Source organism: Epibacterium sp. MM17-32 (genome assembly GCF_022348205.1).
Classification (GTDB): domain Bacteria; phylum Pseudomonadota; class Alphaproteobacteria; order Rhodobacterales; family Rhodobacteraceae; genus Epibacterium.
Window position 1 is genome coordinate 84,929 of sequence record NZ_JAKRFC010000014.1, and the last position, 26,141, is coordinate 111,069.

Below are 26,141 nucleotides of genomic sequence, written 5' to 3' on the forward strand. Positions count from 1 at the left end.
TTCTGACACCGATGACCGACCTCCACCCCGTCCGCCGCGCCCTTCTGTCCGTCTCTGACAAAACCGGGCTGATCGAGCTGGGCAAATCCCTCGCTGAACGCGGGGTTGAACTGCTCTCGACCGGTGGCACTGCAAAAGCGCTGCGTGATGCGGGTCTCGCCGTGAAGGATGTGTCGGAGGTCACCGGCTTCCCGGAAATGATGGACGGTCGTGTGAAGACCCTGCACCCGATGGTGCATGGCGGCCTGCTGGCGCTGCGCGACAATGACGCCCATGTGGCGGCGATGACCGAGCATGGCATCGGCGAGATCGACCTGTTGGTGGTGAACCTTTACCCGTTCGAGGCGGCGCTGAAGCGGGGCGCGGCCTATGACGAGATGATCGAAAACATCGACATCGGCGGCCCGGCGATGATCCGCGCGGCGGCCAAGAACCACGCGTTTGTCAACACCGTGGTGGATGTCGAAGACTACGGCGTGCTGCTGGAAGAGCTGGACCAGAACGACAGCCAGACCTCCTTTGCCTTCCGTCAGTGGCTGGCGCAGAACGCCTATGCGCGCACCGCCGCCTATGATGCCGCCGTATCAAACTGGATGGCCGGTGCGATCGGTCTGGAGGCACCGCGCCGCCGGGCCTTTGCCGGTCAGATCGCCCAGACGCTGCGCTATGGCGAGAACCCGCATCAGGAGGCGGCCTTCTACACCGATGGCACCGAGCGGGCAGGCGTGGCGACCGCGCAGCAGCTGCAGGGCAAGGAACTCTCCTACAACAACATCAACGACACCGATGCGGCTTTTGAACTGGTGAGTGAGTTCGCGCCTGCCGACGGCCCGGCGGTGGCGATCATCAAACACGCCAACCCCTGCGGTGTGGCGCGCGGCACAACCCTGCTGGACGCCTACAACAAGGCATTCGACTGCGACCGCACCTCTGCCTTTGGCGGTATTGTGGCGCTCAACATGCCGCTTGACGCGGAAACCGCCGAGGCGATCACCCAGATCTTTACCGAAGTGGTGATTGCGCCGGGCGCCTCTGATGAGGCCAAGGCGATCTTTGCGGCGAAGAAAAACCTGCGCCTGCTGATCACCGAGGGCCTGCCCAACCCACAGGACGCAGGCCTGACCACCCGTCAGGTCTCTGGCGGCATGCTGGTGCAGGACAAGGACGTTGGCCACCGCGCCATGGATGACCTCAAGGTGGTGACCGAGAAAGCGCCGACCGAGGAACAAATGGCGGATCTGCTGTTTGCGTGGAAAGTCGCCAAACATGTGAAATCCAACGCGATCGTCTATGTGAAGGACGGCCAGACCGTCGGTGTGGGCGCCGGCCAGATGAGCCGTCTGGACTCGGCCACGATCGCCGGCGTCAAGGCGCAGCGCATGGCGGATGCGATGGAACTGCCGGAAAGCCTCGCCAAAGGCTCTGCCGTGGCATCCGATGCGTTCTTCCCCTTTGCGGATGGCCTGATGGAAGCGGCGGCCAATGGCGCCACCTGCGTCATCCAGCCCGGTGGGTCGATGCGCGATGACGAGGTCATCAAAGCCGCCAATGAGGCCGGTCTGGCGATGGTCTTCACCGGCATGCGCCACTTCCGTCACTGATCCCGGAGCCTTATCTGATATGCGGAGCTACGCGCTTTTTCTCGCAGCCATTTTTGCGCTGATCTTGGACCAGGCGACCAAGATCGCGGTCGTGTTCGGCCTCGATCTGGTGACCCGGCTGCGGATCGACGTGGCTCCGCCGCTCCTGACCTTTCGCTACGGCGAAAACCGGGGCATCAATTTTGGCCTGTTCGATGGCCAGAGCGACGCCAGTCGCTGGATCCTGATCGCGATTTCACTGGTGATCTGCGCAGCGGTGATCCTTTGGGTGCGTCGCAGCCATGGCCAGAGCCGGATCATGCAGGTCTGTGCGGGGCTGGTCGTCGGCGGGGCCCTGGGCAATGTGCTGGATCGGGGTCTGTACGGCTATGTGCTTGATTTCCTGAACATGTCCTGTTGCGGTATTCAGAACCCCTTTGTTTTCAATGTTGCGGATGTGTTCATTTTTGCCGGGGCGGCGGGGTTGATCCTGTTCGAAGGCCGCGCGAAAAAGCCCGCGTGACCTCCCGCGCGATTTGCGCTAGAGGTGAGCGAAACGTCGAAGAGGACCGCGCCCCATGCGCTTTGTGACCGCACCGATCATCCTGGGTTCCGTACTGCTGCTGACCGCCTGTGGTGACAAGCCGCTGCATGATCTCGATGCGCGGCGCAACAGCCCTGACGAATTCCTGGTGTTGCCGAGCAAACCACTGGAAGCGCCGGAAAACTATGCTGCATTGCCGGAGCCCACGCCCGGGGGCAGCAACCGCACGGATCGCGACCCCAACGCCGAGGCCATCGTCGCATTGGGCGGGCGCCCGTCCGGCACCGGTATCCCTGCCGGAGACGGGGCGCTGGTGACGGCAGCCAGCCGCTATGGCGTGGAAGGCGATATTCGCGAAAGCCTGTCTGCCGAGGATGAGCAACGGCGCAAGCGGGCAAAGATCTTTGCTAACATCAAGCTGTTCCCGGTCGACCGCTACGCGGAAACCTATGAGCGTCAGGCGCTGGACCCGCAGGATGTCAGCACCGCCTATCGCCGCGCCGGGGTCCCGACCCCCTCCGCGCCGCCAGAGGGCGAATAATCCTTCACAATTTCGGCAAACCGGCTTGTGGCTGACGGCAGGCGCCGTAACTTGAGCTTTGGCAGACATACGTGACTCTGCCCCGGGGCACGCACCGCCTGCACCCGGGTGATGGAATTGGAGGATTGGAACTATGACGTCTATGGCAGCGATTCCGTCCGGGGTTCGGACCTGCTGGCGGGCTGCGCTCTGTGCCCTGATGCTCTCGACGGCAGGTCTTGGTGTGCCTGTGGTGTCCGCACAGGAGATTGCTGCCAGCGACAGCCCGACCAGCGCCGAGAGCGGGGTGGACATGGTGACCACCTTCACGCTGGACAACGGCATGATGGTGGTGGTGGTCGAGGATCACCGCGCCCCGGTGGTGCAGCATATGGTCTGGTACCGCGCGGGCTCGGCGGATGAGCCTGTCGGCCAGAGCGGTGTAGCGCATTTCCTCGAACACCTGCTGTTCAAGGGCACCGATACGCTGGAGCCCGGAGAGTTGTCCGCCACGGTTGCGCGCAATGGTGGCCGCGACAATGCCTTCACCAGCTATGATTACACGGCCTATTTTCAGCGTGTTGCCGCCGACCGGCTGGAACTGATGATGCAGATGGAAGCGGATCGGATGCGCAACCTGCGCCTGACCGAGACCGACATCGTCACCGAGCGCGAGGTGATCCTGGAAGAGCGCAACCAGCGCACCGACAATGATCCCAGCGCCCTGTTCCGCGAACAGATGCGCGCGGTGCAGTATCTCAACCATCGCTACGGGCAGCCGGTGATTGGCTGGCGCCACGAGATGGAAACCCTGTCGATGGAGGACGCGCTGTCCTACTACGGCACCTATTACGCGCCCAACAATGCGATCCTCGTGGTGTCAGGCGACGTACAACCGGATGCGGTGCGCGAACTGGCGGAAACCTACTATGGCGTGATCCCGGCCAACCCGGAGCTGCCGGAGCGGCTGCGCAGCGAGGAGCCGCCGCAAACCGCGGCGCGGCGTCTGACGTTCGCCGATGCGCGCGTCTCGCAACCCTATGTGCAGCGGTCCTATCTGGCGCCGGAACGCGACAGCGGCAGTCAGGAGAAAGCGGCGGCGCTCTATCTGCTGTCGCAGTTGCTGGGCGGTGGCAGCACGTCGTATCTGGCCAATGCCTTGCAGTTCGAACAGCAGGTGGCGGTCTATACGGCGGCCTTCTATTCCGGGGTATCGCTGGATGATACCACATTTGATTTTGTGATCGTGCCGGCCGACGGCGTGACGCTTGAGGACGCCGAGGTCGCGCTCGACCGGACCGTGCAGCAGTTTCTGGCCACCGGTGTCGACAGTCAGCAGCTGGAGCGGATCAAACTGCAACTGCGGGCGTCGGAAATCTATGCCCGCGACGATGTGGACCGCATCGCCAACCGCTACGGTCGCGCCCTTACATCGGGGCTGACGGTCGAGGATGTGCAGGATTGGCCGCGCGTGCTGCAATCCATCACGGAGGATGAGATTATTGCCGTCGCACGCGAAGTTTTGCGCCCCGAGGCCTCTGTCACCGGTTACCTGATCCAAAGCCAGCAGGAGGCTGACCAATGAGCCGGACCACAACATCCGCCCGTGTGCGCGCCCTTGATCTGCACCCGTTCAAACGCGCTGTTCTGTCGCTGGTGATCGGTGTCGCACTGCTGTTTGCCGCGCAGATGGCGCGGGCTGAGATCGACATCAAGGAAGTCACCTCGCCCGGCGGGATCAAGGCGTGGCTGGTCGAGGACCACAGCATCCCGTTTTCCGCGCTGGAGCTGCGGTTTCGCGGCGGCACGTCGCTGGATGCGCCCGGCAAACGCGGGGCCGTGCATCTGATGGGCGGCTTGCTGGAGGAGGGTGCTGGCGAGCTGCGCGCGCAGGACTATGCCCGCGCGGTCGAGGCTCTGGCGGCCAATTTTTCCTATGATGCCGACAAGGACATGGTCGCGATCTCCGCCAGTTTCCTGACCGAAAACCGCGATGAGGTGATGGAGCTTCTGCGCCAGACCATTCAGGAGCCACGTTTCGATCAGGATGCGCTGGACCGGGTGCGGGCCCAGGTGCTGGTGGGGCTGCGCTCCGACCAGACCGATCCCAATGCGATTGCCGGCAAGACCTTTGCCAGGCTGGCGTTTGGCGACCACCCCTATGGCAGCAGCGGCAAGGGCACGGTTGAGAGTGTCTCGGAGCTGACGCGGCAGGACATGTTCGCCGCGCATGAGGCGGTCTTTGCCCGTGACAGGCTCTATGTCAGCGCTGTGGGGGACATCACTCCCGAAGAACTGGGGACGATCCTGGACGATCTTTTGGGGGCACTGCCCGCCGAGGGCGCGCCGATGCCCGGCCCGGCGGAGGTGCTGCTGACCGGTGGCACCACGGTGGTGCCCTTTGCCACGCCGCAGTCGGTGGCGCTGTTTGGTCAAGAGGGTATCGACCGGCACGATCCGGATTTCTTTGCCGCTTATGTGCTGAACCAGATCCTCGGCGGCGGGTCGTTTGAGACGCGCCTGATGCAGGAAGTGCGCACCAAACGCGGCCTCACCTATGGCGCCTACAGCTATCTGGTGCCGCGCGATCTGGCCTCGACCTATATGGGGTCCTTTGCCTCTGCCAATGAGAAGATGGCCGAAGCGGTCGGTGTGGTGCGCGACCAGTGGCGGGCCCTGGTCGAGGGCGGTGTGACCGAAGCCGAGTTGCAGGATGCCAAGACCTATCTGACCGGGGCTTATCCCTTGCGGTTCAACGGCAACAGCCAGATCGCCTCGATCCTGGTGTCGATGCAGATGGATGATCTGCCCACGGATTATGTGGTCACCCGCAACGACAAGGTCGAGGCGGTGACACTGGAGGATGTGAACCGGGTGGCCAAGGAACTGCTTGATCCCGAGGGGTTGCGGTTTGTTGTCGTCGGAGAGCCCGAGGGGCTGAGGTCCACCGATTAAAATCCCTGGCTCTGCGCCCGTGCTTCGGTCCGGGCGGGCGCCAGTCCATAAACAAAAACGGCGCGGTTCCACATCGGAGCCGCGCCGTTTTTCTGTGTCAGGGGGAATGAGTTACTCGCCGTAGGGAATCCAGACAGTTTTCACCTCGGTCGCCGCCTGCAAGAACCGTTTGGAGTGGTCGCGCGACCAGTCAAAGGCGCAGGCATTGTTGACCCAGGTGCGCTTGAGGTTGCCGGCAGAGGCGGCCTCGATGGTCTTCGACAGGTCGGTGGAGGAGAAGCTCCAGACCGCGTCGATGTCGAGGTGCTTGGCCATGGTGTCGCCGAGATCCTTGTGTGCGCCGGTGAGGATGTTCACCACACCCGCAGGCACGTCAGAGGTCTCAAGCACCTGATAGAGATCCGTGGCCGCCAGCGGGAAGGCCTGGGACGCCGCCAGCACCACCCGGTTGCCCATGGCAATGGCCGGGGCCATGGCAGAGATCAAACCCAGAAGCGGCGCTTCATCCGCACAGAGGATGCCGATGGTGCCCACGGGCTCCTTCATGCCAAGCGCCACGCCCCGGATCGGCACGCCATGCGCCAGCCCGTCGTATTTGTCCGCCCAGGCAGCAGCAGAGAACAGCCGTTGCAGCGAGGCTTCGACCTCCGCGGCACCGTCGCCCTTGCCCGTCATCGCATCTATGCGCGCGGCAAATTCCCCGGCGCGGGCGGCGAGGTTCTCGGCCAGGTAATACAGGATCTGCGCGCGCAGGTGGCCTGTGGTCTTGGCCCAGCCTTTGGCGGCATTGGCGGCTTCGACCGCGTTGCGCACATCCTTGCGGCTGCCTGCGCCCACGTGGCCCAGCAGGTCGCCTTTGGGGCCATACACGGCGCGCGCATAGCCGCTGTCGGGGCGGGCCTGCTTGCCGCCGATGTACATCTTGGCCGTGCGGTCGATACCGGTCGGGGCAGCCCCCTTGTCGCTGCCTTCAAACGCCGCGACAGGTTTCAGCGGATCTGTGTCGCCGATGGGTTTGGTATAGGCCATGAGCCCCTCCACCCCACCTTCGCGGCCAAACCCGCTTTCCCGCACGCCGCCAAAGGGGGCGGCGGCGTCGAACATGTTGGTGCCGTTGACCCAGACAACGCCCGCGACCAGCTTGGGTGCGATATCCAGCGCCAGGTTGACGTTCTCGGTCCAGAGCGTCGCGGCCAGCCCGTAGCGGGTGTTGTTGGCCAGCTCCACCGCCTCGGATGGCGTGCGGAAGGTGGTGGAAACCAGCACCGGGCCAAAGATCTCTTCCTGCATCAGCGGGTCGGCAGGCGACAGCCCCTCGATCAGGGTGGGTGGGAAGAAGCAGCCCGTGGCCGGCATGTTGATGGCGGACTGGTGCACGGTGCAGTTCTTGGCGGTTGCGACCAGCCGGGTGATTTCGGCATGTTGCACCGGGTCCACCACGGCGCCCACATCGATACATTTGTCGAGGGGGTCACCCAGCCGCAGCGTTTTCATCCGGGCGCGCAGCTTCTTGTGAAACTGCTCGGACACGCTTTCCTGCACCAGCAGGCGCGAGCCCGCGCAGCAGACCTGGCCCTGATTGAACCAGATCGCGTCCACCAGCCCCTCGATCGCGCTGTCCAGATCGGCGTCGTCAAACACGATGTAGGGGCTCTTGCCACCCAGCTCCAGGGTCAGGGCCTTGCCGGTGCCTGCGGTGGCTTCGCGGATCTTGCGCCCCACCGAGGTGGAGCCGGTGAAGGCGATCTTGTCCACGTCGGCCTTGACGATCATCTCGCCCACGGCGCCATCGCCGGTGACGATGTTCACGACCCCTTTGGGCAGGCCGGCCTGGCGGCAGATATCGGCAAACAGCAGCGCGGTCAGCGAGGTGTACTCCGCCGGTTTCAGCACCACGGTGTTGCCCATCGCAAGCGCGGGCGCCACTTTCCAGGCCAGCATCAGCAGCGGGAAATTCCACGGGATGATCTGACCGCAGACCCCGAGCGGCTCGCGGTCTGTCATTTCCGCGTCCATCAGCTGGGCATGGCCCGCGTGGTGATAGAAATGCCGCTGCACAAGCGGAATGTCGATGTCGCGGCTCTCGCGGATCGGCTTGCCGTTGTCCAGCGTTTCCAGCACCGCAAACAGGCGGCTGTGTTTCTGCAACAGGCGGGCAATGGCATAGAGGTAGGTTGCCCGACCAGAGCCCCCCATCGCGGCCCAGTCACCCTGGGCGGCGCGGGCGGCTTTGACAGCGGCATCCACGTCTTTCTTGGTGGCCTGGGTCAGCTCTGCCAGCACCTCTCCGGTTGCGGGGTTCTTGCTCTCGAACCCTTTGCCCGGGGCGGTGAACTCCCCGTTGATGAAATGGCCAAAGCGGCTGCCCTGGTCGACCAGCCAGGCATAGACATCAGCGGCGCTTTCGGGGGCGGAGCCATATTCCATGGTGTCGAAGATCTCTTTGATTGTCATCGGTTCTTCCTCACGCCATCGGGTGGCGGTAGCCAGCGGAATAGGCGCCGGTCACGTGGTGTTCGAGCTGGCGTTCGATATCGCCAAGCAGGCTGGACGCGCCAAAGCGGAACAGGTCGGGCTGCACCCAGCGCTTGCCCAGCTCTTCTTTCATGAGCGCAAGATAGACCAGTGCATCCTTGGCCTTGGAAATGCCGCCAGCGGGTTTGTAGCCGACATGAAAGCCGGTGCGCTCGTAATAGTCGCGAATGGCGCGGATCATCACCAGAGACACGGGCAGGGTGGCATTCACCCCTTCCTTGCCGGTGGAGGTCTTGATGAAGTCGGCGCCCGCCATCATGCAGATCATCGAGGCCCGGGCGACATTGCGCAGGGTGCCGAGTTCGCCGGTGGCCAGGATCGCCTTGACGTGGGCGTCACCGCAGGCGGCACGAAAGGCCTTCATCTCGTCATAGAGCGCCTGCCAGTTGCCCGAAAGTACATGGCGGCGGGAAATCACGATGTCGATCTCGGTGGCCCCGGCCTTGACGCTTTCCTTGATCTCTTCCAGTCGCAGGTGGAAGGGCGACAGACCAGCCGGAAACCCGGTGGAGACCGCAGCGACCGGAATCTGGGTGCCATGCAGGGCGCGGACCGCGGCCGGGATCATGTCGTGGTAGACGCAGACCGCGCCGGTGGTGATCTCTGACATGCCAAGCTGCGACAGGATGTCGGCGCGCACCGGTTGGCGAGCCTTGGCACACAGGCGGCGGACCCGCGCTTCGGTGTCATCGCCGGCCAGGGTCGTGAGGTCGATGCAGGTGATCGCCTTCAGAAGCCACGCGGCCTGATGGTCCTTCTTGACCGTGCGGCGGCCGGGCAGGCTGGCACAGCGGCGTTCGATGGCGGAGGTATTGGCCTCCAGCCCCAGCGCCCAGTCCAGATCGAGTGCGACACCGGGATTGCGGGGCAGGGCGCTGTCGGAGCCGTGACCGGAGGTCGGTGCAGCGGCTTTGGCGGCAGAGGCTTCTGCGATTTGGCTGTCCATGTGCGGGAGTCCTCAAAAGATTTGCAGGTAAAATCGCACGTCCACCCCCGCGATTGCAAGCTTGCGAAACGGGATCTGCGATAAAATTTGACCAAAAGGACAAAAAATGGGTCCTGTGTGCAGGGTGTTTCGGGGCGCCTGTACGCCGTTATTGATGGGGTCGCCGCAGGATCTGCCCCGCTCGCGTCACTATCGGCGTGGCAGGAGGCGTGTGGGCGCATCCCGCATCGCCAGCGGAAAGGGCCGGACGGCGGCGATGCGCCGAGGGGCCGGTTCCCGTTGCCAGCGGTGTCCGATACGCGTATTCCGGGTGGCAGAATCGTGCGCTCACATGCTAAATCTTGGGTCATGGCTACGATCGACCCCCAAATCAGCGAAAACCCCGTCTCCCAGGCGATAGAGACCCACCGGCCTGTCATTCGCCAGCTGGACGACAGCGCCATCAACCGCATCGCTGCGGGTGAGGTGGTCGAACGCCCGGCCTCCGCGGTCAAGGAGCTGGTGGAGAACGCCATCGACGCCGGGGCGACCCGCATCACGGTCGAGATCGCAGATGGCGGCAAGACGCTGATCCGGGTGACCGACAATGGCTGTGGCATGTCGCCTGAGGATCTGCCGCTTGCCCTGTCGCGTCACGCGACGTCCAAGATCGACGGCTCGGATCTGCTCAATATCCACACATTCGGGTTTCGTGGCGAGGCGCTTCCCAGCTTGGGCGCGGTTGGCCGTCTCACCATCACCAGCCGGGCGGAGGGCCATGACGCGGCCCAGCTTCGCGTCGCGGGTGGACACATGGAGCCAGTGAAACCTGCCGCGCTGCGTCAGGGCACCATCGTGGAGCTGCGCGATCTGTTCTTTGCCACGCCTGCGCGGCTGAAGTTCATGCGCACAGACCGCGCAGAAACGCAGGCGATTTCCGACACGGTGAAGCGACTGGCGATGGCGGAACCTGCCGTGGGCTTCACCCTGCGCGATGTTTCCGGCGGCGGTGAGGGACGTGTGACCTTCCGCGCCGACCCCATGAGCGGCGATCTCTTTGATGCGCTGCACGGGCGGCTTGCGCATGTGATTGGTCGCGAATTTGCAGAGAACGCGCTGAAGATCGACGCGACGCGCGAGGGCATCCGCCTTTATGGCTATGCAGCGCTGCCGACCTATTCGCGCGGGGCGGCGGTGACGCAGTTCCTGTTCGTGAACACGCGGCCGGTGAAGGACAAGATGCTGACCGGCGCGCTGCGGGCGGCCTATATGGATTTCCTCAGCCGCGATCGCCATCCGGCGGCGGCCCTGTTCATCGATTGCGATCCGACGCTGGTGGATGTGAACGTCCACCCGGCGAAATCCGAGGTGCGGTTTCGCGATCCCGGACTGGCGCGCGGGCTGATTGTCTCCGCGTTGCGCCATGCGCTGGCGGACGCTGGCCACCGTGCCTCCAGCACTGTGGCGGGGGCGACCTTGGGCGCGATGCGGCCCGAGCAACCCACCGCGACGGGGGCGCCGAGGGTCTATCAGATGGATCGGCCGTCCCTGGGCGCACGCAACAGTTCTTATGCGGCGCAAGCCCCCGATCAGCCGCCCGCGCCGTCCTGGCCTGCGCCGCCACCGGCGGAACCCGCCGGCTTTGCCGAGATGTCCGGCGCCTACAGTGGCCGTCTGGTCGAAGACGCCGCAGCAGAGCCAGACGCGCCCCCGGTCGAGGATTTGCCCTTGGGCGCGGCGCGCGGGCAGGTGCATGAAAACTACATCATTGCCCAGACCCGCGACGGTATGGTGATCGTCGACCAACACGCCGCGCATGAACGGCTGGTCTATGAGAAACTCAAACGCCAGATGGCCGAGAATGGCGTTGCCACCCAGGGGCTGCTGATCCCCGAGATTGTCGAGCTCTCGGATGGCGATTGCGCGCGCCTGCTGGATGTAGCCGATGATCTGGCAAAATTCGGCCTCGGGATCGAAGCCTTCGGCGGCAGTGCCGTGGCCGTGCGCGAAACCCCGGCCATTCTGGGCGAGGTCAATGCCGAGGCGATGATCCGCGACATTCTGGACGAGCTGGCCGATCAGGGCGACAGCCAGCTGGTACAGGCGCGGCTGGAGGCGATCCTGTCGCGTGTGGCCTGCCATGGCTCGATCCGCTCCGGGCGACGGATGCGCGGCGAGGAGATGAACGCGCTTCTGCGCGAGATGGAAGAGACGCCTCATTCCGGCCAATGCAACCATGGCCGCCCAACCTATGTGGAACTCAAACTCGCTGACATCGAACGTCTGTTCGGTCGCAGCTGAAGGAATATCTGATGCAAGGCATGGACTCCGCCATCGCCAATATGGACTCGCTGGGAATGATCCTGCTCGGGGCTGCCGTGGGGGTGGTCCTGCTGTTTGTTCTGTTGATCCAGTCGATGCGCAATTCCGCACGGGCGGCGCGCGCCATCGAGCCGCTGACCCAGCAGATGAGCACGCTTGGACAGGTGGCGCAGCAGTTGTCCTCCGGGCAGGAGGCGCTGCGCGGCAATTTGCAGACCGTGTCGGATACCCAGGCCAATGCCCAGTTGCAGATCCTTCAGACCATGGAGGCCCGGCTGGGCGACGTGCAGCAGCGCATGAACGACCGGCTGGCCGAGAACGCCATGAAACAAGCCCGCGCCATGACCGACATGCAGGAACGCATGACCGAGAGCCTGCACGGCAACGCCAAGCGCACCGCCACCTCGCTGACGCAGTTGCAGGAACGGCTCGCGGTGATCGACAAGGCGCAGGACAATATCACCAAGCTGTCAGGCGATGTGTTGTCGTTGCAGGACATCCTGTCGAACAAGCAGACCCGCGGCGCCTTTGGAGAGATCCAGCTCAATGACATCGTGTCAAAGGCGCTTCCCAGCGATGCCTATGCGTTTCAGTACACGCTGTCGAACGGCAAGCGGGCGGACTGCCTGATCCATCTGCCCAACCCGCCGGGACCGATCGTTATCGACAGCAAGTTCCCGCTGGAACCCTATGAGGCGCTGCGCAATGCCGAAACGCAGGACGAGCGGGCGCAGGCGGCGCGGCTCCTTAAGGGCGCGCTGCGCAAGCATATCCGGGACATTTCGGAGAAATACATCCTGGATGGCGAAACCGCCGACGGGGCGCTGCTGTTCCTGCCGTCCGAGGCGGTCTATGCGGAGTTGCACGCCAATTTCTCCGACGTGGTGCGCGAGGGGTTCTCGCTCAAGGTCTGGATCGTGTCGCCCACCACCTGCATGGCGACCCTCAACACCATGCGCGCGATCCTGAAAGACGCCCGGATGCGCGAACAGGCCGGCGCGATCCGCAAGGAACTGGGCCTGCTGCACAAGGATGTGGAGCGCCTCGGCGACCGGGTCGGCAATCTCGACCGGCATTTCAACCAGGCGCAGAAGGATATCGCGGACATCAAGATCAGCGCCGACAAGGCCGGGCGGCGGGCGCAGCGGCTCGACAACTTTGACTTCGAAGAGCTGAACCCCGAGAGCGTGTCACAGGTGGTGGCGCTGGAGCGCCCGGGCGAATGATGCGGCTGCCACGTCGCCGGATGGCGCCGGATGCGGCGCTGCTGCGCGAAGCGGAACTGCGGGCGGAAAAGGTCGTTTCGATCCTGCGGATCTTTGTGGCGCTGGGGCTGATGGTGGTGTTCTTCCTGGCGGTCGGGGAACCCCCGGAGGAAATCGCCGATTTCCTGCGCAGGCAGTGGATCTTTGCGGTCCTGTCGATGGTCTTGTATCTGGCCCTCGGGGTGTTCAGCCTGTGGCTGGCCCGCAGCGGACGGTTTCGCCGCTGGATGGTCTGGCCGGTTGTGACGCTCGATTGCCTGTTCATGCTGGTGAATGCCTGGGTGGGGCTGGAGAATGTCTCCATGCCCGGAGCGCTGACATTCCTGTTGCCGCCAACATGGCTGGTGCCGGTGGTGCTGGCCTTTGCGGTGCTGCGGTTCAATCCCTACCTTCAGGCCTATTGCGTGGCCCTGATCGTCGGCGGGCTGGGCTATCTGAGCTTTGTCAGCGAGGTGACGGTCTCGCCCGATATCGCCGATCGGGTGAAGCACCTGGTGTCGGTGCCGCCCAATATCGTGCGGCTGACCATGATCCTGCTGGCGGGCGTGGTTCTGGTGGTGGCCGCGGCGGCGCTGCGGGATCTGTTGCATCGCGCGCTGATCGAGACGGAGAAACGCCTGCTGCTGACACGCTATTTGCCAGCGCGGCTGGCAGACCGGGTGCAGGGCGAGAACCTGGACGACATGCGTCAGGAGCAGCGGCAGGACATGGGGGTGATGTTCGTGGACATTCGCGGCTTCACCTCCTGGGCCGAAGGGCGCGATCCGGCGGAGGTTGGCGCCTTTGTCACGGAGTACCGTACACGCGTCCAGCGCGCCGCGCGCGAGACCGGTGGCATGGTGGACAAGTTCATCGGGGACGGTGCGATGTTGTTGTTTGACGGCGAGGGCGCGCCGGACCGGGCACTGAACTGCGCGCGGCGTCTCTCGGATGAAATGCACGATTGGTCCGATGCGCGGCTGAAAGACGGACGTAGCGCCGTGCATGTGGGGATCGGGCTGCATTGGGGCGAGGTGTTTTCCGGCGTGGTCGGTGATGAGGACCGGCTGGAGTACACCGCCCTGGGCGATACGGTGAACATCGCGGCGCGGCTGGAGCAGATGACCAAGACCTGTGAGATGGAGATCATCGTATCGGGCGCGGTGCTTGAGGCGGCAGCGGAGCCCGCGCGCGAGGACTGGATTGCGCTGGAACCGGCGCCCTTGCGCGGGCGCAGCCAGCCGCTTGCCCTCTTTGGACGTCAGGAGCGCATGCGTGAGGCCGGTATGGCCTGATTTGCTGTAGATCAAGGTCGCGGCCTGCCATGGGTGTCACTGTTGCAGCACCCGATAGCTTCATGGAAGGACGCGCAGGATGGTCGAGATTGCAAGCAACAAGGCGGAACAGGTCGCGCTGATGGCGCGCGAGATCGAGCGCGCGGAACCTGAGCTGCGCGCCTTCATCGCCGATATGAATGAAGATGAGCAGGCGGAGCTTGTGGCTTTGGTCTGGGTGGGGCGCGGTGTATTTGAGGCGGAGGAGTTTGGTCAGGCGGTCGCCACGGCGCGCGCCGAGAAAACCACGCCAACCGAGGATTATCTCCTCGCGACCCCGAACCTTGCCTATGACATTGAGGCGGGATTGGAGGCGCTGGGCGTTGACGTGACAGCCGCCGCCGAGGATGTCATGGGGCGGTAACTAACATAAGAAAGCCCCGCCAGATTTCTCTGACGGGGCTCTTTTGAATTCACTGATTTCAGGAGCGGTGTGACACCACCTGAAGGTGCTGGGCCAGCGCACCGATCCGACCCATCCAGCTGTCCACAAGCGCCGGATCACTCGGCGCGGCGCTGACGCCGGGGGCGATCTTGCCGTTCATCGCGGCCTCGATCGCGAAGGACACCGGATAGGACACCAGACGCGCCATGGCGCTGCCGCGCTCGTCGCCCCAGGCGTCCATCACATAGGTCTTGTGCCATTTGGTCTGGCCGTCTTTTTCCGCCTTGAGATCGACGCAGAGCACCACGCGGTCCGGCTCGCCCTCGTCATAGGCGTTCTCATCCCAGAACTGGTCGGACATTTCCTTGAGCCGGGCATCGCCTTCGGGGCCTTCAAGTGTTTCGACCTCTTTGAAGACATCCGCCCAGGCCTTGGTCCAGCCATCCAGACGCAGGGTGCCACGCACGAAGGTTTTGACCTTCCAGTCCTTGTCAAAGTGGTATTGCGCCATGAAGGGCAGGCTGTCGCGGTTGGGATAAACCTCGAAGGTTTCGGGCGTCGCAAGCGGCGCGTCATAGGTGGAGATCGCGTCCCAAGGGCGCGCCACGTCCAGGACCTCGAAATCGCGGATCGAACGTGAGGGGGACCGCAGTGCCTTGAGCACGCCCAGAGGCGACCAGCTGAACTTGTAGCGGAAGGGGTTCGGGGTTTTGGGGATGCCGCCGCAATAGGACAGAAAGCTGATTTCATTGTCGGGGTCGAATGCGGGGGATTCCGCATATTCGGCCACCAAGGCATGCGCCATCAGGTGATCAATGCCCGGATCAAGCCCGACCTCATTGACCAGCGCGACGCCTGCGTCCTTGGCTTTCTGATCCAGCGCCCGCATCTCTGGTGAGATATAGGAGGAGGACACAAAATGCGCGCCATTGTTGATGGCGAGCTCTGCCAGTTCCACATGCCAATCGCCGGGCAGCATCGAGACCACCACGTCAGCGGGGCTGAGGAGTTCCGACAGCCGCGCGATGGAAAACTTGTGGATGTTGGTGGTGAGGTCGCCAACGGCCTCGGCGGCTTTTTCCGGTGTGCGGTTCCAGACGGCCACGTCGTGACCCGCTTCGAGCAGGCGACGCAGGCCGGGAATGGCGGAGAGGCCCGTGCCGCACCAGTGAATAGTCATAGTTGTTCTCCTTCGTCCGGGCAGGCTGATTAGCCCGCCACATGTTCGTCAAAGACTGCCTTGGCCCGGCCCCAGACACCCGCATCCAGATCGGACAGGGTCAAGAGGCTGGCCAGCAGCTGGTCTGCATAATCCTCGGAGCTCTCGGCGGGCAGCATCGAGGGCAGGTTGTCGATGGCCATCACATCCAGCACCGGGGCGTTGGCAACACGCAGCACAGGCGCGTCCCACGTGGTGGCACGGGAGTAGACCGGAACCGGATTGTAGTCGCTGTCGGGATCGCAGGCCACATCCCCAATTGCGGTCAGTTTACGGTCGGCCTGAAGCGCGTCTTGCGGCACAAACACAGGTGTGCCGGGGCGCGCGAAGATGCAGTTCAGGAACAGATCGTGGTTCAGGATCTCGGGAAACGGCCCGCCGCTGGCGGTCTCTTTCATATCCCACTTTGTGACCGTGACGCCCATCGCCTCGCAGAGGTCCGCCGCGCCGGTGCCCACGCGCCCCAAGGCTCCGATGACAATGGCTGTGGGACGCTCAGCGCCGGATGCATCCAGCTCATCCCCCAGATCAGAGAGCAGAGCGTCCTTGTCTTTGTAGACACCAACCGGGCCACAGACTTCACCGCGTTGTTGCGCAGCCCAGGCCTTGAGTGTCACGGCAGCCCCCGCATAGCCCGCCCAATAGCCAAAGGCGGCAACCCGGCGTCCGGTCTCGTCCACAAGGTATTCCAGATCATACAGCGTCCCGCCACCCTCGCGGAACCGTCGCAAAAGCTCCTTGCCGGAATGCTGGCCCTTGAAGGCATGGCCGAACATGATGTGGCGATGGGGCAGGGGGGTGCCGTCCTCGGGCAGCTCTTTCAGGCCAAAGATGATCGCGTCGCGCGGCGCATCGGGCCAGGAGTTTTCTGCCGCAATCTCGCAGCCTGCGTCGATGTAGCCTTGCAGCGGGATGGCGCGGCTGTGGCTGTCTTCGACGGTGACGCGAATGCCTGCGTCCAACAGGGCCTTTGCCCCCGCAGGCGTCAGCCCCACGCGATCCTCGTTCGGGCGTTGCTCGGCCCGGACCCAGAGATGTGTCATAGTCTTGTCCTTCAAAGCATATCTTTGGCGCGTACAGCCTTGACGCTGTCGCGGGCTTCCATCGCGTCCATAAAGGCTCTGATCTTGGGGAAGCGATCAACCTTGACGCCATCCCCGTCGAGCCAGGTGCAGACCACGTAGAGGTAACAATCCGCAAGGCTGAGCGTTTCCCCCAGCACAAACGGGCCGCGCAGGCCGTGATTGCAGATGTAGTCGCAGGAGGCGGCCATGGTTTCGGGCACCTTGCGTTTCATGTCCTTGAACGAGGCCGGATTGGAGGCCCAGCGGTGGCCCCGCATTTTATGGGCGTGGTTCACATGCATGGTGGAGGCAAGATAGAACATCACCTCGCGCATGCGGGCCATCAGGACCGGATCGGTGGGGCGCAGCCCCGCATCAGGCGCCAGATCGGCAATATACTCCAACAGCGCACCGGTCTCCGTGAGGATGCCGCCATCGACCACCAATGCCGGCACGCGGCCCTTCGGGTTGATCTGATGATAGGCTTTGGTTGTTTGCTGTTTCTCGGCAAAATCGATCTTGATGGCCTCATAGGCGAGGCCGGCCTCTTCGAGCGCGATGGCGACCGCAATGGAGATGGTGTGGGGCGCGTAGTAAAGTTGCATGGCTGTCTCCTGTGCGGGATCTCAGAGGTGGGTGCGCGCGTATTGCCGGTCCGGCTCTTCCAGATGCGGCACCGCATTAAAGAGAACCGGCGCATAGGTCCCGCCGATATTGTGCAGGCGGTGCAGCGAGGTGTTCATGATCGCCAGCGCCATACGCGCGGTTGCGGCCGTATCGAGCCCCAGACACTGGCGCATCACCATGGAGATCAGCCCGCCTGATGTGACCACCAATGCGGGGCCTTCACCGTCTGCGATCTCCGCGAGTGCGGCTTTGGTCCGGGATTCAAAATCACGCCAGCTTTCTGGCGGGGCACCGATCTTGTCGGCCTCCCACGCAGCAAAAACCTGTGGGAGATGGGCGACAAATCCCTCGCGTTCTTGCGGGATCGGCAGGCCGTGCTGGGCTTCCATCCTCTGTGCGAGGGTGAAATATTCCATCTCGTTGAGGCGGGGGTCACGGATCAATTGCCCCGCATCAAAGCCCATGGCGCGGGCGGTTTCTTCGTGCCGGATCAGGGTGCCGCAATAGATGCGGGCGTAGTTGTCCTTGCAGTTGCGCAGATAGTGGCCCAGCCATTGGGCCTGCTGATGACCAAGGGCGCTCAGCTTGTCATAGCTGGCTTCGTCCCGTGCCCCGGTATTGGCCTGGCCGTGGCGGACCAGCGTTATCTCTGACATGCGCGCCCCTTCGATCCTGTTGCAGAAGTACTAGGGGAGGGGCGTCCGGGTTAAAAGGGTCAAACTGCATTGGGTGTAAGCGCGCGGTGAGCAATGCGCCGGATGCAGGCAGTCGGCGCTGTCGCACTTAGGCGCGGTCGTAGCCACGTTTCAACATCCGGTGACGATGGCGATCCGCCGCGACGGAGGCCTCGCGCAGATTGCCGAAGATGCTGATCGTTGAGCACCCCTTGCCCCCTTTGATGCCCCACTCCCGCAAGAGCGAGACCTCGTCAAAGAGGTTCATCGCCAGTTCGATCCGGTAGAACCGGGCAGGGCGGGTTTCAGCGTGGCGATAGAGCAGACAGGTGGCCATAGCTCTTTTTACGCCACCCGAATCACCGCCGCAAGAGGCGGGGGCCCTCCCGCCCGTCGCCGGAGGAGAAATCTCCTCCGCTCCCGTTGGGCCCGGCGCCGCGCCTTTGGCGCGGCGTGACCGCTTGCCCGGCAGGGCAAGCGGTCGGCCCAACGCTGCCAAGGGGTTTTGCCGCAGGCAAGGCACCTGCAGGGGCGGGAGCGCCCCCGTCGCGATCTGGGTATCCGTGTACAGTTTAAACGATCAGCTCCAGCTGACATCGCCCAGAAAAATATAGCCTGCGCCATAGATGGTTTTGATGAGGCGCGGGTTCTTGGGGTTCTCGCGCAATTTTGTGCGCAGGCGCGAGACCCGCACATCCATGGCGCGGTCGAAACTGTCGCCCGCCCCTCCGCCCAGGCGTTCCATCATCTGTGCGCGCGAGATCAGCCGCTTTGGGCTTTCCAGAAACAGCCTGAGCACCTCGCCTTCGGCGTGGGAGAAGGCGGTCTCGCCTCCGTTCTCATCCTCAAGCGCGTAGCGGTCGAAATGTGCGGTCCAGCCTGAGAATTGTGCGCGATCCCCGGATGGCATTTGACCACCACGCGGCGTGTCGCGCAGGCGCACCCGGATGCGCGCGACGACCTCGGCGGGATCAAATGGCTTGGTGATGTAATCATCCGCCCCCAGCTCCAGCCCTGTTACCCGATCCTGTACCTGTGCCCGGCCCGAGATGATGATGACGCTGGCGCCCTGTTCCAGCGCCAGCCGATGAACCAGCGCCAGCCCGTCGGTGTCGGGCAGTGACAGATCCACCAGACAGACATCCGGCGTCACCCGTTTGAGCGCCGCCTCGAAATCGCGCGCGCGGGAAAAGCTCTGCGTGCGATAGCCCGCATCTTCCAGTGTTTCGGTCAGCAGCTGGCGGATCTCGGGCTCATCATCGAGGATCGTCACGAGCGGGGATGGGGTGGCATCACGCATGGTCGGCCTCTTGTTGCAGGAGCGCCATCAGATGGGGGCTTTCAAAGGGTTTGGGCAAAAGCGGCGCAGAGGCCAATGCCGCGCGGTAGAGCGGGTCCGTGTGGGGCAGGGAGGTCATCAACACAACGGGCGGCGCGTCTGGCCCGAGCCGCGCACAGAGATCGACGCCGGTGGCCTCGCCCTCCAGTTTAATGTCCGACAGGATCAGCGCGATCCCCTCCACATCGGCCAGTAGTGCTATGGCCTCGTCCACGCTGGTGGCCTCAATCACCGAATATCCAAGGTCCATCAACACTTGCCGATAGGTCGCCCGGAGCGCGTCGCTGTCCTCCACCAACAGGGCAATGCCGCCCGCTGCCATGGGCGCTGGGCGGTGAGGCAGACGCAGTGTGACCATGGCACCTGACACTGTGTTGCTGATGCGAATGTCACCCCCGGCGGATTTCACCATGTCATAGACCATTGACAGCCCGAGGCCTGAGCCTTCCTGACCTTTGGTGGTGAAAAACGGGTTGAGCGCGTTTTCCAGGGCCGGTTTGGAAAACCCCGGGCCGGTGTCGCTGACGGAAAACTCAATCCATGTTTGGCCGACCAAATGGGCGGCAACCGTGATTTGTCCAGTGGTGCCACAGGCGTCGCGGGCGTTCAGGATCAGGTTCAAAAGCGCATCCTGCAACCGGCCCGGATCCAGAAGGAACCGCCCGTCGCCAGTATTGTCCAGCACGCTGAGGCCAATGCCCTGCGGCAGTGACGGCGTGGCGAGGATTTTCATCTCCTCCAGCAGCGCGTGGAGATCGGTGGCTTGCGGGCGCAATCCCCGATGGCTCGTCATCTCCGCCATCCGGTCCAGCAGACGCCCCCCACGTCGTGCAGCGGATAGCGTCGCCTCAACCAGTTCACCTGCACCTTCGGGCAGGGAAATACGGGCCAGACGCGTCTGCATACCGAGGATAATGGTCAGAAGATTGGAGAAATCATGCGCCAGACCGCTGGTCATCTGTGCTGCAATCTCGCGTTTCCGGGCCTGTTGCAGTGCGACTCGGGTCTGGGTTTCCTCGGTCACGTCCATCGACAGGATAAAGACGCCGCCCTCAGTGTCGGGCGTAAAGGCCACCCGCAGGCGGCGGCTGTCGTGATCCTCCGTGAACTCAAACACCGGGCTTTCGCCCTGATAGGCGGCGTCCAGATGCGGGGCGATGCGGCCATATGCGGCTGGCCCCAGGGCGTCGGCAATATGTTCGCCAAGAATATCGGAGGGGCGCCCGGGAAACACCTTGTTCAGACGTCCGTTGGTGAAGGTGTAATACCCCTCCGGGTCCACATGGGCGATATGCGCGGGCATCATTTCGGTGGTCAGCCGGGTGCGGGCCTCGGTCTGGGTCAGCTGACGCTTGGTTTCCTCCAGCGTGGTGATGGTCGCGGCCAGCTTGCGGTTGGTGGCCGAAAGCTCCTCGGTGTAGCTCATCACCTGATCCGAGAGTTCCTCGGACCGGGTGCGCAGCAATTCCTCAACCCGTTTGGTGCGGGTGATGTCAGTGTAAACCGTGACCCAGCCGCCCTGCGGCAGAGGCGCGCCCTCGATCGAGATCACATGCCCGTTCGCGCGCTGGCGTTCGACATAATGGGGCACAAAGGCGCGGGCCTGATCGACGCGCAACTGGACGAACGATTCGATGTCATCAATGGGGCCGTAGTCGCCCCGCTCCGCAATGAAGCGGATGGTGTCCTCAAAGCTTGCACCGTCCTGCACCAGTTCGGGGGGCAGGGAGAACATTTCCTGAAAACGATGGTTGCAGGCGGCGAGGCGCAAATCACTGTCATAGATCGACATGGCCTGCGCAATCAGGTTGAGACCGGCGTCAATCATCGCCATTCGCTGTGCAGTCGACTGTTTCATTTAAGCTCCCCACGTATGGGCTAGCAGCTTGCGCAGCATTGGCAAAGCGGCTTCTCGCGCCGGTCGGCTCGGCCCCAGCGTCGCATTTTCGCGACCTTGTTACAATTCGATAGGTTTCAGAAATCATCGCGAAAAACTTGCTTTGTTACAAAGGTACAGTCCTAATGCGGACATAAGGATCGCATCCCGCACCTGTGGGAGATGCGATCAATCCGGTCGGGGAGGACCGGATATGGGAGGAGTAAATACGTGTCTCAGACCGCTGCGCAGACATCGTCTGGCGCCGGGCAGCTTATGTCTGTTCCGGCCCTGCTGGAGAGAAACGCAACTGTCCATGCCAACCGCCCGGCCTACCGGGAAAAGGAGTTTGGCATCTGGCAAAGCTGGACCTGGAAGGAAACCGCCGAGGAAATCGAGGCGCTTGCCTTGGGTCTGTTGAACCTCGGCGTGGCTGAGGGAGATTTTATCGCCATAATCGGGCGCAACCGGCCTTCGCTTTATTGGTCGATGGTTGCGGCGCAAAGTGTTGGTGCGGTGCCGGTGCCGGTCTATCAGGACTCCAGCGCGGAAGAGATGGCCTATGTGCTGGATCACTGTGGTGCGGCCTATGTGATCGCCGGCGATCAGGAGCAGGTCGACAAGGTCATCGAGGTCAAGGACCAGCTGACCAACCTCAAGCACATGATCTACGTGGACCCGAAGGGCCTGCGCAAATACGACCATCACCAGTTGCATCAATATAGCCACGTGCAGGAACAGGGACGTGCAGCGCGCGATGAGTTCAGCGATGATCTGGCGGCGCGCAAGGCCAAGCTCACTTATGATTCCACCTGTGTGATGCTCTATACCTCGGGCACCACCGGGCGGCCCAAGGGCGTGGTGCTTTCCAATCGCAATGTTGTCGAGAGCGCCAAGAACGTGAGCATGTTCGACAAGCTCACCGAAAAAGAAGACATCCTGTCCTATCTGCCGATGGCCTGGGTGGGGGATTTCATCTTTTCGCTGGGGCAGTCCTACTGGTGCGGGTTCTGCGTCAATTGCCCCGAGAGCGAAGACACCATGATGACCGATCTGCGCGAGATCGGCCCCACCTATTTCTTTGCGCCGCCGCGCGTGTTTGAGGGTCAGCTCACCAATGTGATGATCCGCATGGAAGACGCGGGCAAGCTGAAGCAGAAGATGTTTCATCACTTCCTGGCCCATGCCAAGAAAGTCGGCGGTCTGATCCTGGATGGCAAACCCGTCGGCATGATGGACCGGCTGAAGTATCGCCTGGGTGATCTGCTGGTCTATGGTCCCCTAAAGGATACGCTTGGCTATGGCCGTATCCGTGTCGGCTACACGGCGGGGGAGGCGATCGGGCCGGAGATCTTTGATTTCTACCGCTCGCTGGGGATCAACCTCAAACAGCTCTATGGTCAGACGGAGGCCACGGTGTTCATCACCGTGCAGCCCGATGGCGAAGTGCGCGCCGATACCGTGGGCGTGCCTGCGCCGGATGTGGAGATCAAGATCGACGACAAGGGCGAGATCCACTACCGCTCGCCGGGTACGTTTGTCGAATACTACAAGAATGCGGAATCCACCGCCTCGACCAAGGATGCCGAGGGGTGGGTCGCCACGGGTGATGCGGGCTTTATCGAGGAAAGCTCCGGCCATCTGCGGATCATCGACCGGGCCAAAGATGTTGGCAAAATGGCCAGCGGCGCGATGTTTGCGCCGAAATACGTCGAGAACAAGCTGAAGTTCTATCCGGATATTCTGGAGGCGGTGCTGTTTGGCAATGGCCGCGACCGCTGTGTGGCCTTCATCAACATCGACCTCACGGCGGTGGGCAACTGGGCGGAGCGCAACAATATCGCCTATGCCTCCTATCAGGAGCTGGCCGGTCATCCGCGCGTGCTGGAGACGATCCGGAACCATGTGGAGGCGGTGAATGCCTCGGTGGCGCAGGATGAGATGCTGTCGGGCTGTCAGGTGCATCGCTTTGTGGTGCTGCACAAGGAACTGGACGCCGATGACGGTGAAATGACGCGGACCCGCAAGGTGCGCCGTCGCATCGTCGAGGAGAAATTCGCCGACATTATTGCCGCGCTTTATGATGGCTCCGAACAGATCTCGACCCGGACCGAGGTCACCTATGAAGACGGTCGCAAAGGCGCGATCAGTGCGACGCTGACCTGTGTGGATGCGAAGGTGCAATCCCCCATGGCACAGCAGGTGGCAGCGGAATGACGGCTTTGACGACGCTCGTGCAGGCAAGCTGCACATCGCCCCGCCCGCCGTCCCATCATCTGGCGCGAAATTCCAAAGGAGTGACCCATGCTTGATGCGGCTGAGAGCTATGTGACCGAGGATGGCCGCACCATTGGCGGCGTGGTCATGGAGATGAAGAACATCACCCTGCGGTTTGGCGGCGTGGTGGCGATCAAGGATATCTCCTTTGACATCCGCGAAGGGGAAATCCGCGCGATCATCGGCCCGAACGGTGCCGGGAAATCCTCGATGCTGAACGTGATTTCAGGTTTTTACGTGCCGCAAGAAGGCGAGGTCTGGTTTCACGGGGCCAAGCGCCCCCCGATGAAACCCTATGAGGTGGCCCGGCAGGGGATTGCGCGCACGTTTCAGAATATCGCGCTGTTTGACGGGATGAGCGTGCTCGACAACGTGATGACTGGCCGGTTGAATTACATGAAGGCGGGCATGTTCCAGCAGGCCTTCTGGAAAGGCCGCGCCGAGAAAGAAGAGGTCGAGAACCGCGAAGTCGTCGAAAAGATCATCGACTTTCTTGAAATTCAGGCGATCCGCAAAACCCCCGTCGCGCGACTGCCCTACGGTCTGAAGAAACGCGTCGAACTGGCCCGCGCATTGGCGGCGGAGCCGAAGCTGTTGCTGCTGGATGAGCCGATGGCCGGCATGAATGTCGAGGAAAAAGAGGACATGTCCCGCTTTATTCTCGATGTGAACGACGAGTTTGGCACCACCATTGCCCTCATTGAGCACGACATGGGCGTGGTCATGGACCTGTCTGATCGGGTGGTGGTGATGGATTACGGCAAGAAGATTGGCGATGGCACACCGGATGAGGTGCGCAACAACCAGGACGTCATCGACGCCTATCTGGGGGTGTCCCATGACTGATTTCGCCTGCGCAACAGCAATGAACAAGGAGGCGAACCATGCCTGATCAACTGATCTTTGCCATGGAGGTGACGCTGAACGGGCTGATGGCCGGGGTGCTTTATGCGCTGGTCGCGCTGGGCTTCGTACTGATCTACAAGGCCTCTGGCATCTTCAACTACGCCCAAGGCGTGATGGCGCTGTTTGCGGCCATGACGCTGGTGGGGATCATGCAGGGGCAGGTGCCGTTCTCGCATATGATCAACGCGGTCTTTGGCGGCCATATCACCCACTTTGGCTGGACGGTTCCCTCATTCGTGGCGATCCTGATGACCGTTGTGGTGATGGTGGTGCTGGCGTGGCTGGTGCAGGTCCTCGTGATGAAACACCTCGTGGGCCAAGAGCCGATCATCCTCTTTATGGCCACCATCGGGCTTGCCTATTTCCTCGAAGGTGTGGCGGATCTGATGTGGGGGTCCGAGATCAAGACGCTTGATGTGGGCCTGCCTCAAGGGATCAACCTCTGGATTGACGAGACGACCTTTGGGATCTTCGGCTACGGTTTCTTTATCGACAACCTCGATATCGTGGCGACGGTCATTGCAGCGCTTCTGGTGACCGGCCTCGTGTTGTTCAGCCAGTACACAAAACAAGGCCGGGCCATGCGTGCGGTGGCGGATGATCACCAGGCAGCGCTGTCGGTGGGGATTTCGCTGAACTTCATCTGGGTGCTGGTCTGGTCGGTTGCGGGATTTGTCGCACTGGTTGCCGGCATCATGTGGGGCACAAAATCCGGCGTGCAGTTTTCGCTGTCGCTGATCGCGCTCAAGGCCCTGCCAGTGCTGATGCTGGGTGGTTTCACCTCGATCCCCGGTGCCATTGTGGGCGGGCTGATCATCGGCGTGGGCGAGAAACTGTTCGAGTTCCTCATTGGCCCGATGGTGGGCGGTGCCACCGAGAACTGGTTTGCCTACGTGCTGGCGCTGATTTTCCTCGTGTTCCGCCCACAGGGCCTCTTTGGCGAGAAGATCATTGAACGGGTTTGAGGCGCATATCCTCCCCCCCTCCGGCGGTGTGCAGACTCAGTTCTGCATCCGCTGGAAGGCGGCGATGACCACGGCGGCGAAGACCGTGACCGCGAGCGTCAATGCGATGGTGATATCCCCGATGAGCCGTCCGATGAGGAAGGTCATCAAGCCCGCGGCGCAGAGCCCCACAAGGATGAGCCCCCAGAAGAACGACATGTCATGGCTCTCGGCGGGGTCCGACTGCGGAGCCACCATCGGTGCGGTGCGGCGCGTGGAAGACGGGGCGGCCGGGCGGGGCCGTGGACGCGCCGCTTTCCCTGCCGCGGACCTGCGCGCGCGCGGTCCGGCGGGTTCCACCTCGGCATCTTCGACCATTGACAAAAGCTTTGACCGGGCATCGGCATATTGCGCGTCGGTCAGATCACCTCGTTTCCGTGCAGCATCCAGCTGCCGGAGTCTCTCCAGCATTACGGTCATGTCACCCACTCACTTTTCCCACGCGCACCGTGCGAGGCAGATTGGGGCAAAATGTGGCGAAACGCGGAAATCTGACGAAATGGTTAACGGGGAGGCCCTGTCATGAGCAAGCTGATCGCAGTGCTGAACGTCGTTGCGTGGTCCGGGTTCTGGGCCTTTGGCTACCTTGCGCTGACGGGCGAGGGCTACACGACCGGTCAGATCACCGTCGCGACCCTATTGGCGGCGCTGGGTCTGTTCGGGGGCCTTTTTGCCTATCTGAAACTGGTGCGGATCTCGGAGCGGACGGGCTACGCCAAACCCTCCAACCGGATGACCCGCGCACAGCGGGACGCGGCGCAGTCCAACTGGGGAGAGGTCTGATGCAGAACGATAAATTCAAAGAAGGGAG

The 26,141-nt window shown here is 62.8% G+C and carries 23 protein-coding genes; 13 read left to right on the top strand and 10 right to left on the bottom strand.

Features of this window, described 5'->3' with window-relative positions; all coding sequences use genetic code 11:
• Positions 1-11: 11 nt before the first annotated feature.
• The 5 genes from purH (at position 12) to MHM88_RS18720 (ending at position 5,599) form a co-directional block, all read left to right on the top strand.
• Entirely contained in the window at positions 12-1,601 is a 1,590-nt protein-coding gene (gene purH, locus MHM88_RS18700) for a bifunctional phosphoribosylaminoimidazolecarboxamide formyltransferase/IMP cyclohydrolase (protein ID WP_239368114.1), read from the top strand.
• Between the two features lie 19 nt (positions 1,602-1,620).
• Complete coding sequence (lspA, locus tag MHM88_RS18705; protein ID WP_239368116.1) at positions 1,621-2,103, top strand: signal peptidase II; 483 nt, start codon at positions 1,621-1,623, stop codon at positions 2,101-2,103.
• A gap of 55 nt (positions 2,104-2,158) precedes the next feature.
• Positions 2,159-2,665 carry a DUF3035 domain-containing protein gene (locus MHM88_RS18710; protein WP_239368118.1) on the top strand — a complete coding sequence of 169 codons (507 nt, stop codon included), beginning with the start codon at positions 2,159-2,161 and terminating at the stop codon, positions 2,663-2,665.
• A 133-nt stretch (positions 2,666-2,798) separates the two neighbouring features.
• On the top strand, positions 2,799-4,229 hold the full coding sequence (locus tag MHM88_RS18715; RefSeq protein ID WP_239368120.1) for a pitrilysin family protein: 1,431 nt from the start codon (positions 2,799-2,801) through the stop codon (positions 4,227-4,229).
• Complete coding sequence (locus MHM88_RS18720) at positions 4,226-5,599, top strand: pitrilysin family protein (protein WP_239368122.1); 1,374 nt, start codon at positions 4,226-4,228, stop codon at positions 5,597-5,599. The genes MHM88_RS18715 and MHM88_RS18720 overlap by 4 nt, the downstream gene beginning before the upstream one ends.
• Before the next feature lie 111 nt (positions 5,600-5,710).
• Here the strand turns inward: MHM88_RS18720 and MHM88_RS18725 are convergent, their stop codons facing one another.
• Positions 5,711-8,053 (bottom strand): aldehyde dehydrogenase family protein, encoded by a 2,343-nt coding sequence (locus MHM88_RS18725; RefSeq protein WP_239368124.1) that lies wholly within the window; start codon positions 8,051-8,053, stop codon positions 5,711-5,713.
• Between the two features lie 10 nt (positions 8,054-8,063).
• Complete coding sequence (gene deoC / locus MHM88_RS18730) at positions 8,064-9,080, bottom strand: deoxyribose-phosphate aldolase (RefSeq protein ID WP_239368126.1); 1,017 nt, start codon at positions 9,078-9,080, stop codon at positions 8,064-8,066.
• 348 nt (positions 9,081-9,428) lie between these two features.
• Between deoC and mutL the strand changes: the two genes are divergently transcribed.
• The 4 genes from mutL to MHM88_RS18750 all read left to right on the top strand — a co-directional run bounded on the left by mutL (position 9,429) and on the right by MHM88_RS18750 (position 14,323).
• Positions 9,429-11,360 (top strand): DNA mismatch repair endonuclease MutL, encoded by a 1,932-nt coding sequence (gene mutL, locus MHM88_RS18735; protein ID WP_239368128.1) that lies wholly within the window; start codon positions 9,429-9,431, stop codon positions 11,358-11,360.
• A gap of 11 nt (positions 11,361-11,371) precedes the next feature.
• The gene (locus MHM88_RS18740) at positions 11,372-12,607 is read left to right on the top strand and encodes a DNA recombination protein RmuC (protein WP_239368130.1); all 1,236 of its coding nucleotides are present in this window, start codon (positions 11,372-11,374) and stop codon (positions 12,605-12,607) included.
• Positions 12,604-13,920, top strand: a complete 1,317-nt coding sequence (locus MHM88_RS18745; protein WP_239368132.1) for an adenylate/guanylate cyclase domain-containing protein — start codon at positions 12,604-12,606, stop codon at positions 13,918-13,920. Before MHM88_RS18740 ends, MHM88_RS18745 begins: the two co-directional genes overlap by 4 nt.
• A gap of 79 nt (positions 13,921-13,999) precedes the next feature.
• Positions 14,000-14,323 (top strand): DUF3775 domain-containing protein, encoded by a 324-nt coding sequence (locus MHM88_RS18750; RefSeq protein ID WP_009177776.1) that lies wholly within the window; start codon positions 14,000-14,002, stop codon positions 14,321-14,323.
• Positions 14,324-14,381: 58 nt separating this feature from the next.
• Here MHM88_RS18750 and MHM88_RS18755 read toward each other — a convergent pair whose 3' ends face one another.
• The 7 genes from MHM88_RS18755 to MHM88_RS18785 form a co-directional block, all read right to left on the bottom strand.
• Positions 14,382-15,524 carry a saccharopine dehydrogenase family protein gene (locus tag MHM88_RS18755; protein ID WP_239368134.1) on the bottom strand — a complete coding sequence of 381 codons (1,143 nt, stop codon included), beginning with the start codon at positions 15,522-15,524 and terminating at the stop codon, positions 14,382-14,384.
• 29 nt (positions 15,525-15,553) lie between these two features.
• Positions 15,554-16,606 (bottom strand): saccharopine dehydrogenase, encoded by a 1,053-nt coding sequence (locus MHM88_RS18760; protein ID WP_239368136.1) that lies wholly within the window; start codon positions 16,604-16,606, stop codon positions 15,554-15,556.
• 11 nt (positions 16,607-16,617) lie between these two features.
• The gene (locus MHM88_RS18765; RefSeq protein ID WP_239368138.1) at positions 16,618-17,232 is read right to left on the bottom strand and encodes a glutathione S-transferase family protein; all 615 of its coding nucleotides are present in this window, start codon (positions 17,230-17,232) and stop codon (positions 16,618-16,620) included.
• Between the two features lie 21 nt (positions 17,233-17,253).
• Entirely contained in the window at positions 17,254-17,910 is a 657-nt protein-coding gene (locus MHM88_RS18770) for a histidine phosphatase family protein (RefSeq protein WP_239368140.1), read from the bottom strand.
• A gap of 127 nt (positions 17,911-18,037) precedes the next feature.
• On the bottom strand, positions 18,038-18,265 hold the full coding sequence (locus tag MHM88_RS18775) for a WGR domain-containing protein (RefSeq protein ID WP_239368142.1): 228 nt from the start codon (positions 18,263-18,265) through the stop codon (positions 18,038-18,040).
• 243 nt (positions 18,266-18,508) lie between these two features.
• Entirely contained in the window at positions 18,509-19,228 is a 720-nt protein-coding gene (locus MHM88_RS18780) for a response regulator transcription factor (protein WP_239368144.1), read from the bottom strand.
• Positions 19,221-21,125 (bottom strand): PAS-domain containing protein, encoded by a 1,905-nt coding sequence (locus tag MHM88_RS18785; RefSeq protein WP_239368146.1) that lies wholly within the window; start codon positions 21,123-21,125, stop codon positions 19,221-19,223. Before MHM88_RS18785 ends, MHM88_RS18780 begins: the two co-directional genes overlap by 8 nt.
• A gap of 294 nt (positions 21,126-21,419) precedes the next feature.
• Here MHM88_RS18785 and MHM88_RS18790 point away from each other — a divergent pair, with 294 nt between their 5' ends.
• The 3 genes from MHM88_RS18790 to MHM88_RS18800 all read left to right on the top strand — a co-directional run bounded on the left by MHM88_RS18790 (position 21,420) and on the right by MHM88_RS18800 (position 25,291).
• A complete protein-coding gene (locus MHM88_RS18790) occupies positions 21,420-23,360 on the top strand; it encodes an AMP-binding protein (protein ID WP_219174984.1) in 1,941 nt (646 codons plus the stop codon).
• Between the two features lie 87 nt (positions 23,361-23,447).
• Entirely contained in the window at positions 23,448-24,266 is an 819-nt protein-coding gene (locus tag MHM88_RS18795; RefSeq protein WP_005659446.1) for an ABC transporter ATP-binding protein, read from the top strand.
• Positions 24,267-24,304: 38 nt separating this feature from the next.
• Positions 24,305-25,291, top strand: coding sequence for a branched-chain amino acid ABC transporter permease (locus tag MHM88_RS18800; RefSeq protein WP_239324430.1), 987 nt, complete (start codon positions 24,305-24,307; stop codon positions 25,289-25,291).
• A 36-nt stretch (positions 25,292-25,327) separates the two neighbouring features.
• On the opposite strand, the gene MHM88_RS18805 is transcribed toward MHM88_RS18800, so the two are convergent.
• On the bottom strand, positions 25,328-25,741 hold the full coding sequence (locus MHM88_RS18805; RefSeq protein ID WP_239368148.1) for an SHOCT domain-containing protein: 414 nt from the start codon (positions 25,739-25,741) through the stop codon (positions 25,328-25,330).
• 111 nt (positions 25,742-25,852) lie between these two features.
• Between MHM88_RS18805 and MHM88_RS18810 the strand changes: the two genes are divergently transcribed.
• Positions 25,853-26,113: a hypothetical protein gene (locus MHM88_RS18810; RefSeq protein WP_239368150.1), complete on the top strand. Its 261-nt coding sequence runs from the start codon at positions 25,853-25,855 to the stop codon at positions 26,111-26,113.
• Positions 26,114-26,141 lie beyond the last annotated feature (28 nt).

Bases quoted from the DNA above. Each gene is read 5' to 3' on its own strand.
- purH (WP_239368114.1), top strand. From the start codon at position 12: ATGACCGACCTCCACCCCGTCCGCCGCGCCCTTCTGTCCGTCTCTGAC.
- lspA (WP_239368116.1), top strand. From the start codon at position 1,621: ATGCGGAGCTACGCGCTTTTTCTCGCAGCCATTTTTGCGCTGATCTTG.
- MHM88_RS18710 (WP_239368118.1), top strand. From the start codon at position 2,159: ATGCGCTTTGTGACCGCACCGATCATCCTGGGTTCCGTACTGCTGCTG.
- MHM88_RS18715 (WP_239368120.1), top strand. From the start codon at position 2,799: ATGACGTCTATGGCAGCGATTCCGTCCGGGGTTCGGACCTGCTGGCGG.
- MHM88_RS18720 (WP_239368122.1), top strand. From the start codon at position 4,226: ATGAGCCGGACCACAACATCCGCCCGTGTGCGCGCCCTTGATCTGCAC.
- MHM88_RS18725 (WP_239368124.1), bottom strand. From the start codon at position 8,053: ATGACAATCAAAGAGATCTTCGACACCATGGAATATGGCTCCGCCCCC.
- deoC (WP_239368126.1), bottom strand. From the start codon at position 9,080: ATGGACAGCCAAATCGCAGAAGCCTCTGCCGCCAAAGCCGCTGCACCG.
- mutL (WP_239368128.1), top strand. From the start codon at position 9,429: ATGGCTACGATCGACCCCCAAATCAGCGAAAACCCCGTCTCCCAGGCG.
- MHM88_RS18740 (WP_239368130.1), top strand. From the start codon at position 11,372: ATGCAAGGCATGGACTCCGCCATCGCCAATATGGACTCGCTGGGAATG.
- MHM88_RS18745 (WP_239368132.1), top strand. From the start codon at position 12,604: ATGATGCGGCTGCCACGTCGCCGGATGGCGCCGGATGCGGCGCTGCTG.
- MHM88_RS18750 (WP_009177776.1), top strand. From the start codon at position 14,000: ATGGTCGAGATTGCAAGCAACAAGGCGGAACAGGTCGCGCTGATGGCG.
- MHM88_RS18755 (WP_239368134.1), bottom strand. From the start codon at position 15,524: ATGACTATTCACTGGTGCGGCACGGGCCTCTCCGCCATTCCCGGCCTG.
- MHM88_RS18760 (WP_239368136.1), bottom strand. From the start codon at position 16,606: ATGACACATCTCTGGGTCCGGGCCGAGCAACGCCCGAACGAGGATCGC.
- MHM88_RS18765 (WP_239368138.1), bottom strand. From the start codon at position 17,232: ATGCAACTTTACTACGCGCCCCACACCATCTCCATTGCGGTCGCCATC.
- MHM88_RS18770 (WP_239368140.1), bottom strand. From the start codon at position 17,910: ATGTCAGAGATAACGCTGGTCCGCCACGGCCAGGCCAATACCGGGGCA.
- MHM88_RS18775 (WP_239368142.1), bottom strand. From the start codon at position 18,265: ATGGCCACCTGTCTGCTCTATCGCCACGCTGAAACCCGCCCTGCCCGG.
- MHM88_RS18780 (WP_239368144.1), bottom strand. From the start codon at position 19,228: ATGCGTGATGCCACCCCATCCCCGCTCGTGACGATCCTCGATGATGAG.
- MHM88_RS18785 (WP_239368146.1), bottom strand. From the start codon at position 21,125: ATGAAACAGTCGACTGCACAGCGAATGGCGATGATTGACGCCGGTCTC.
- MHM88_RS18790 (WP_219174984.1), top strand. From the start codon at position 21,420: ATGTCTGTTCCGGCCCTGCTGGAGAGAAACGCAACTGTCCATGCCAAC.
- MHM88_RS18795 (WP_005659446.1), top strand. From the start codon at position 23,448: ATGCTTGATGCGGCTGAGAGCTATGTGACCGAGGATGGCCGCACCATT.
- MHM88_RS18800 (WP_239324430.1), top strand. From the start codon at position 24,305: ATGCCTGATCAACTGATCTTTGCCATGGAGGTGACGCTGAACGGGCTG.
- MHM88_RS18805 (WP_239368148.1), bottom strand. From the start codon at position 25,741: ATGCTGGAGAGACTCCGGCAGCTGGATGCTGCACGGAAACGAGGTGAT.
- MHM88_RS18810 (WP_239368150.1), top strand. From the start codon at position 25,853: ATGAGCAAGCTGATCGCAGTGCTGAACGTCGTTGCGTGGTCCGGGTTC.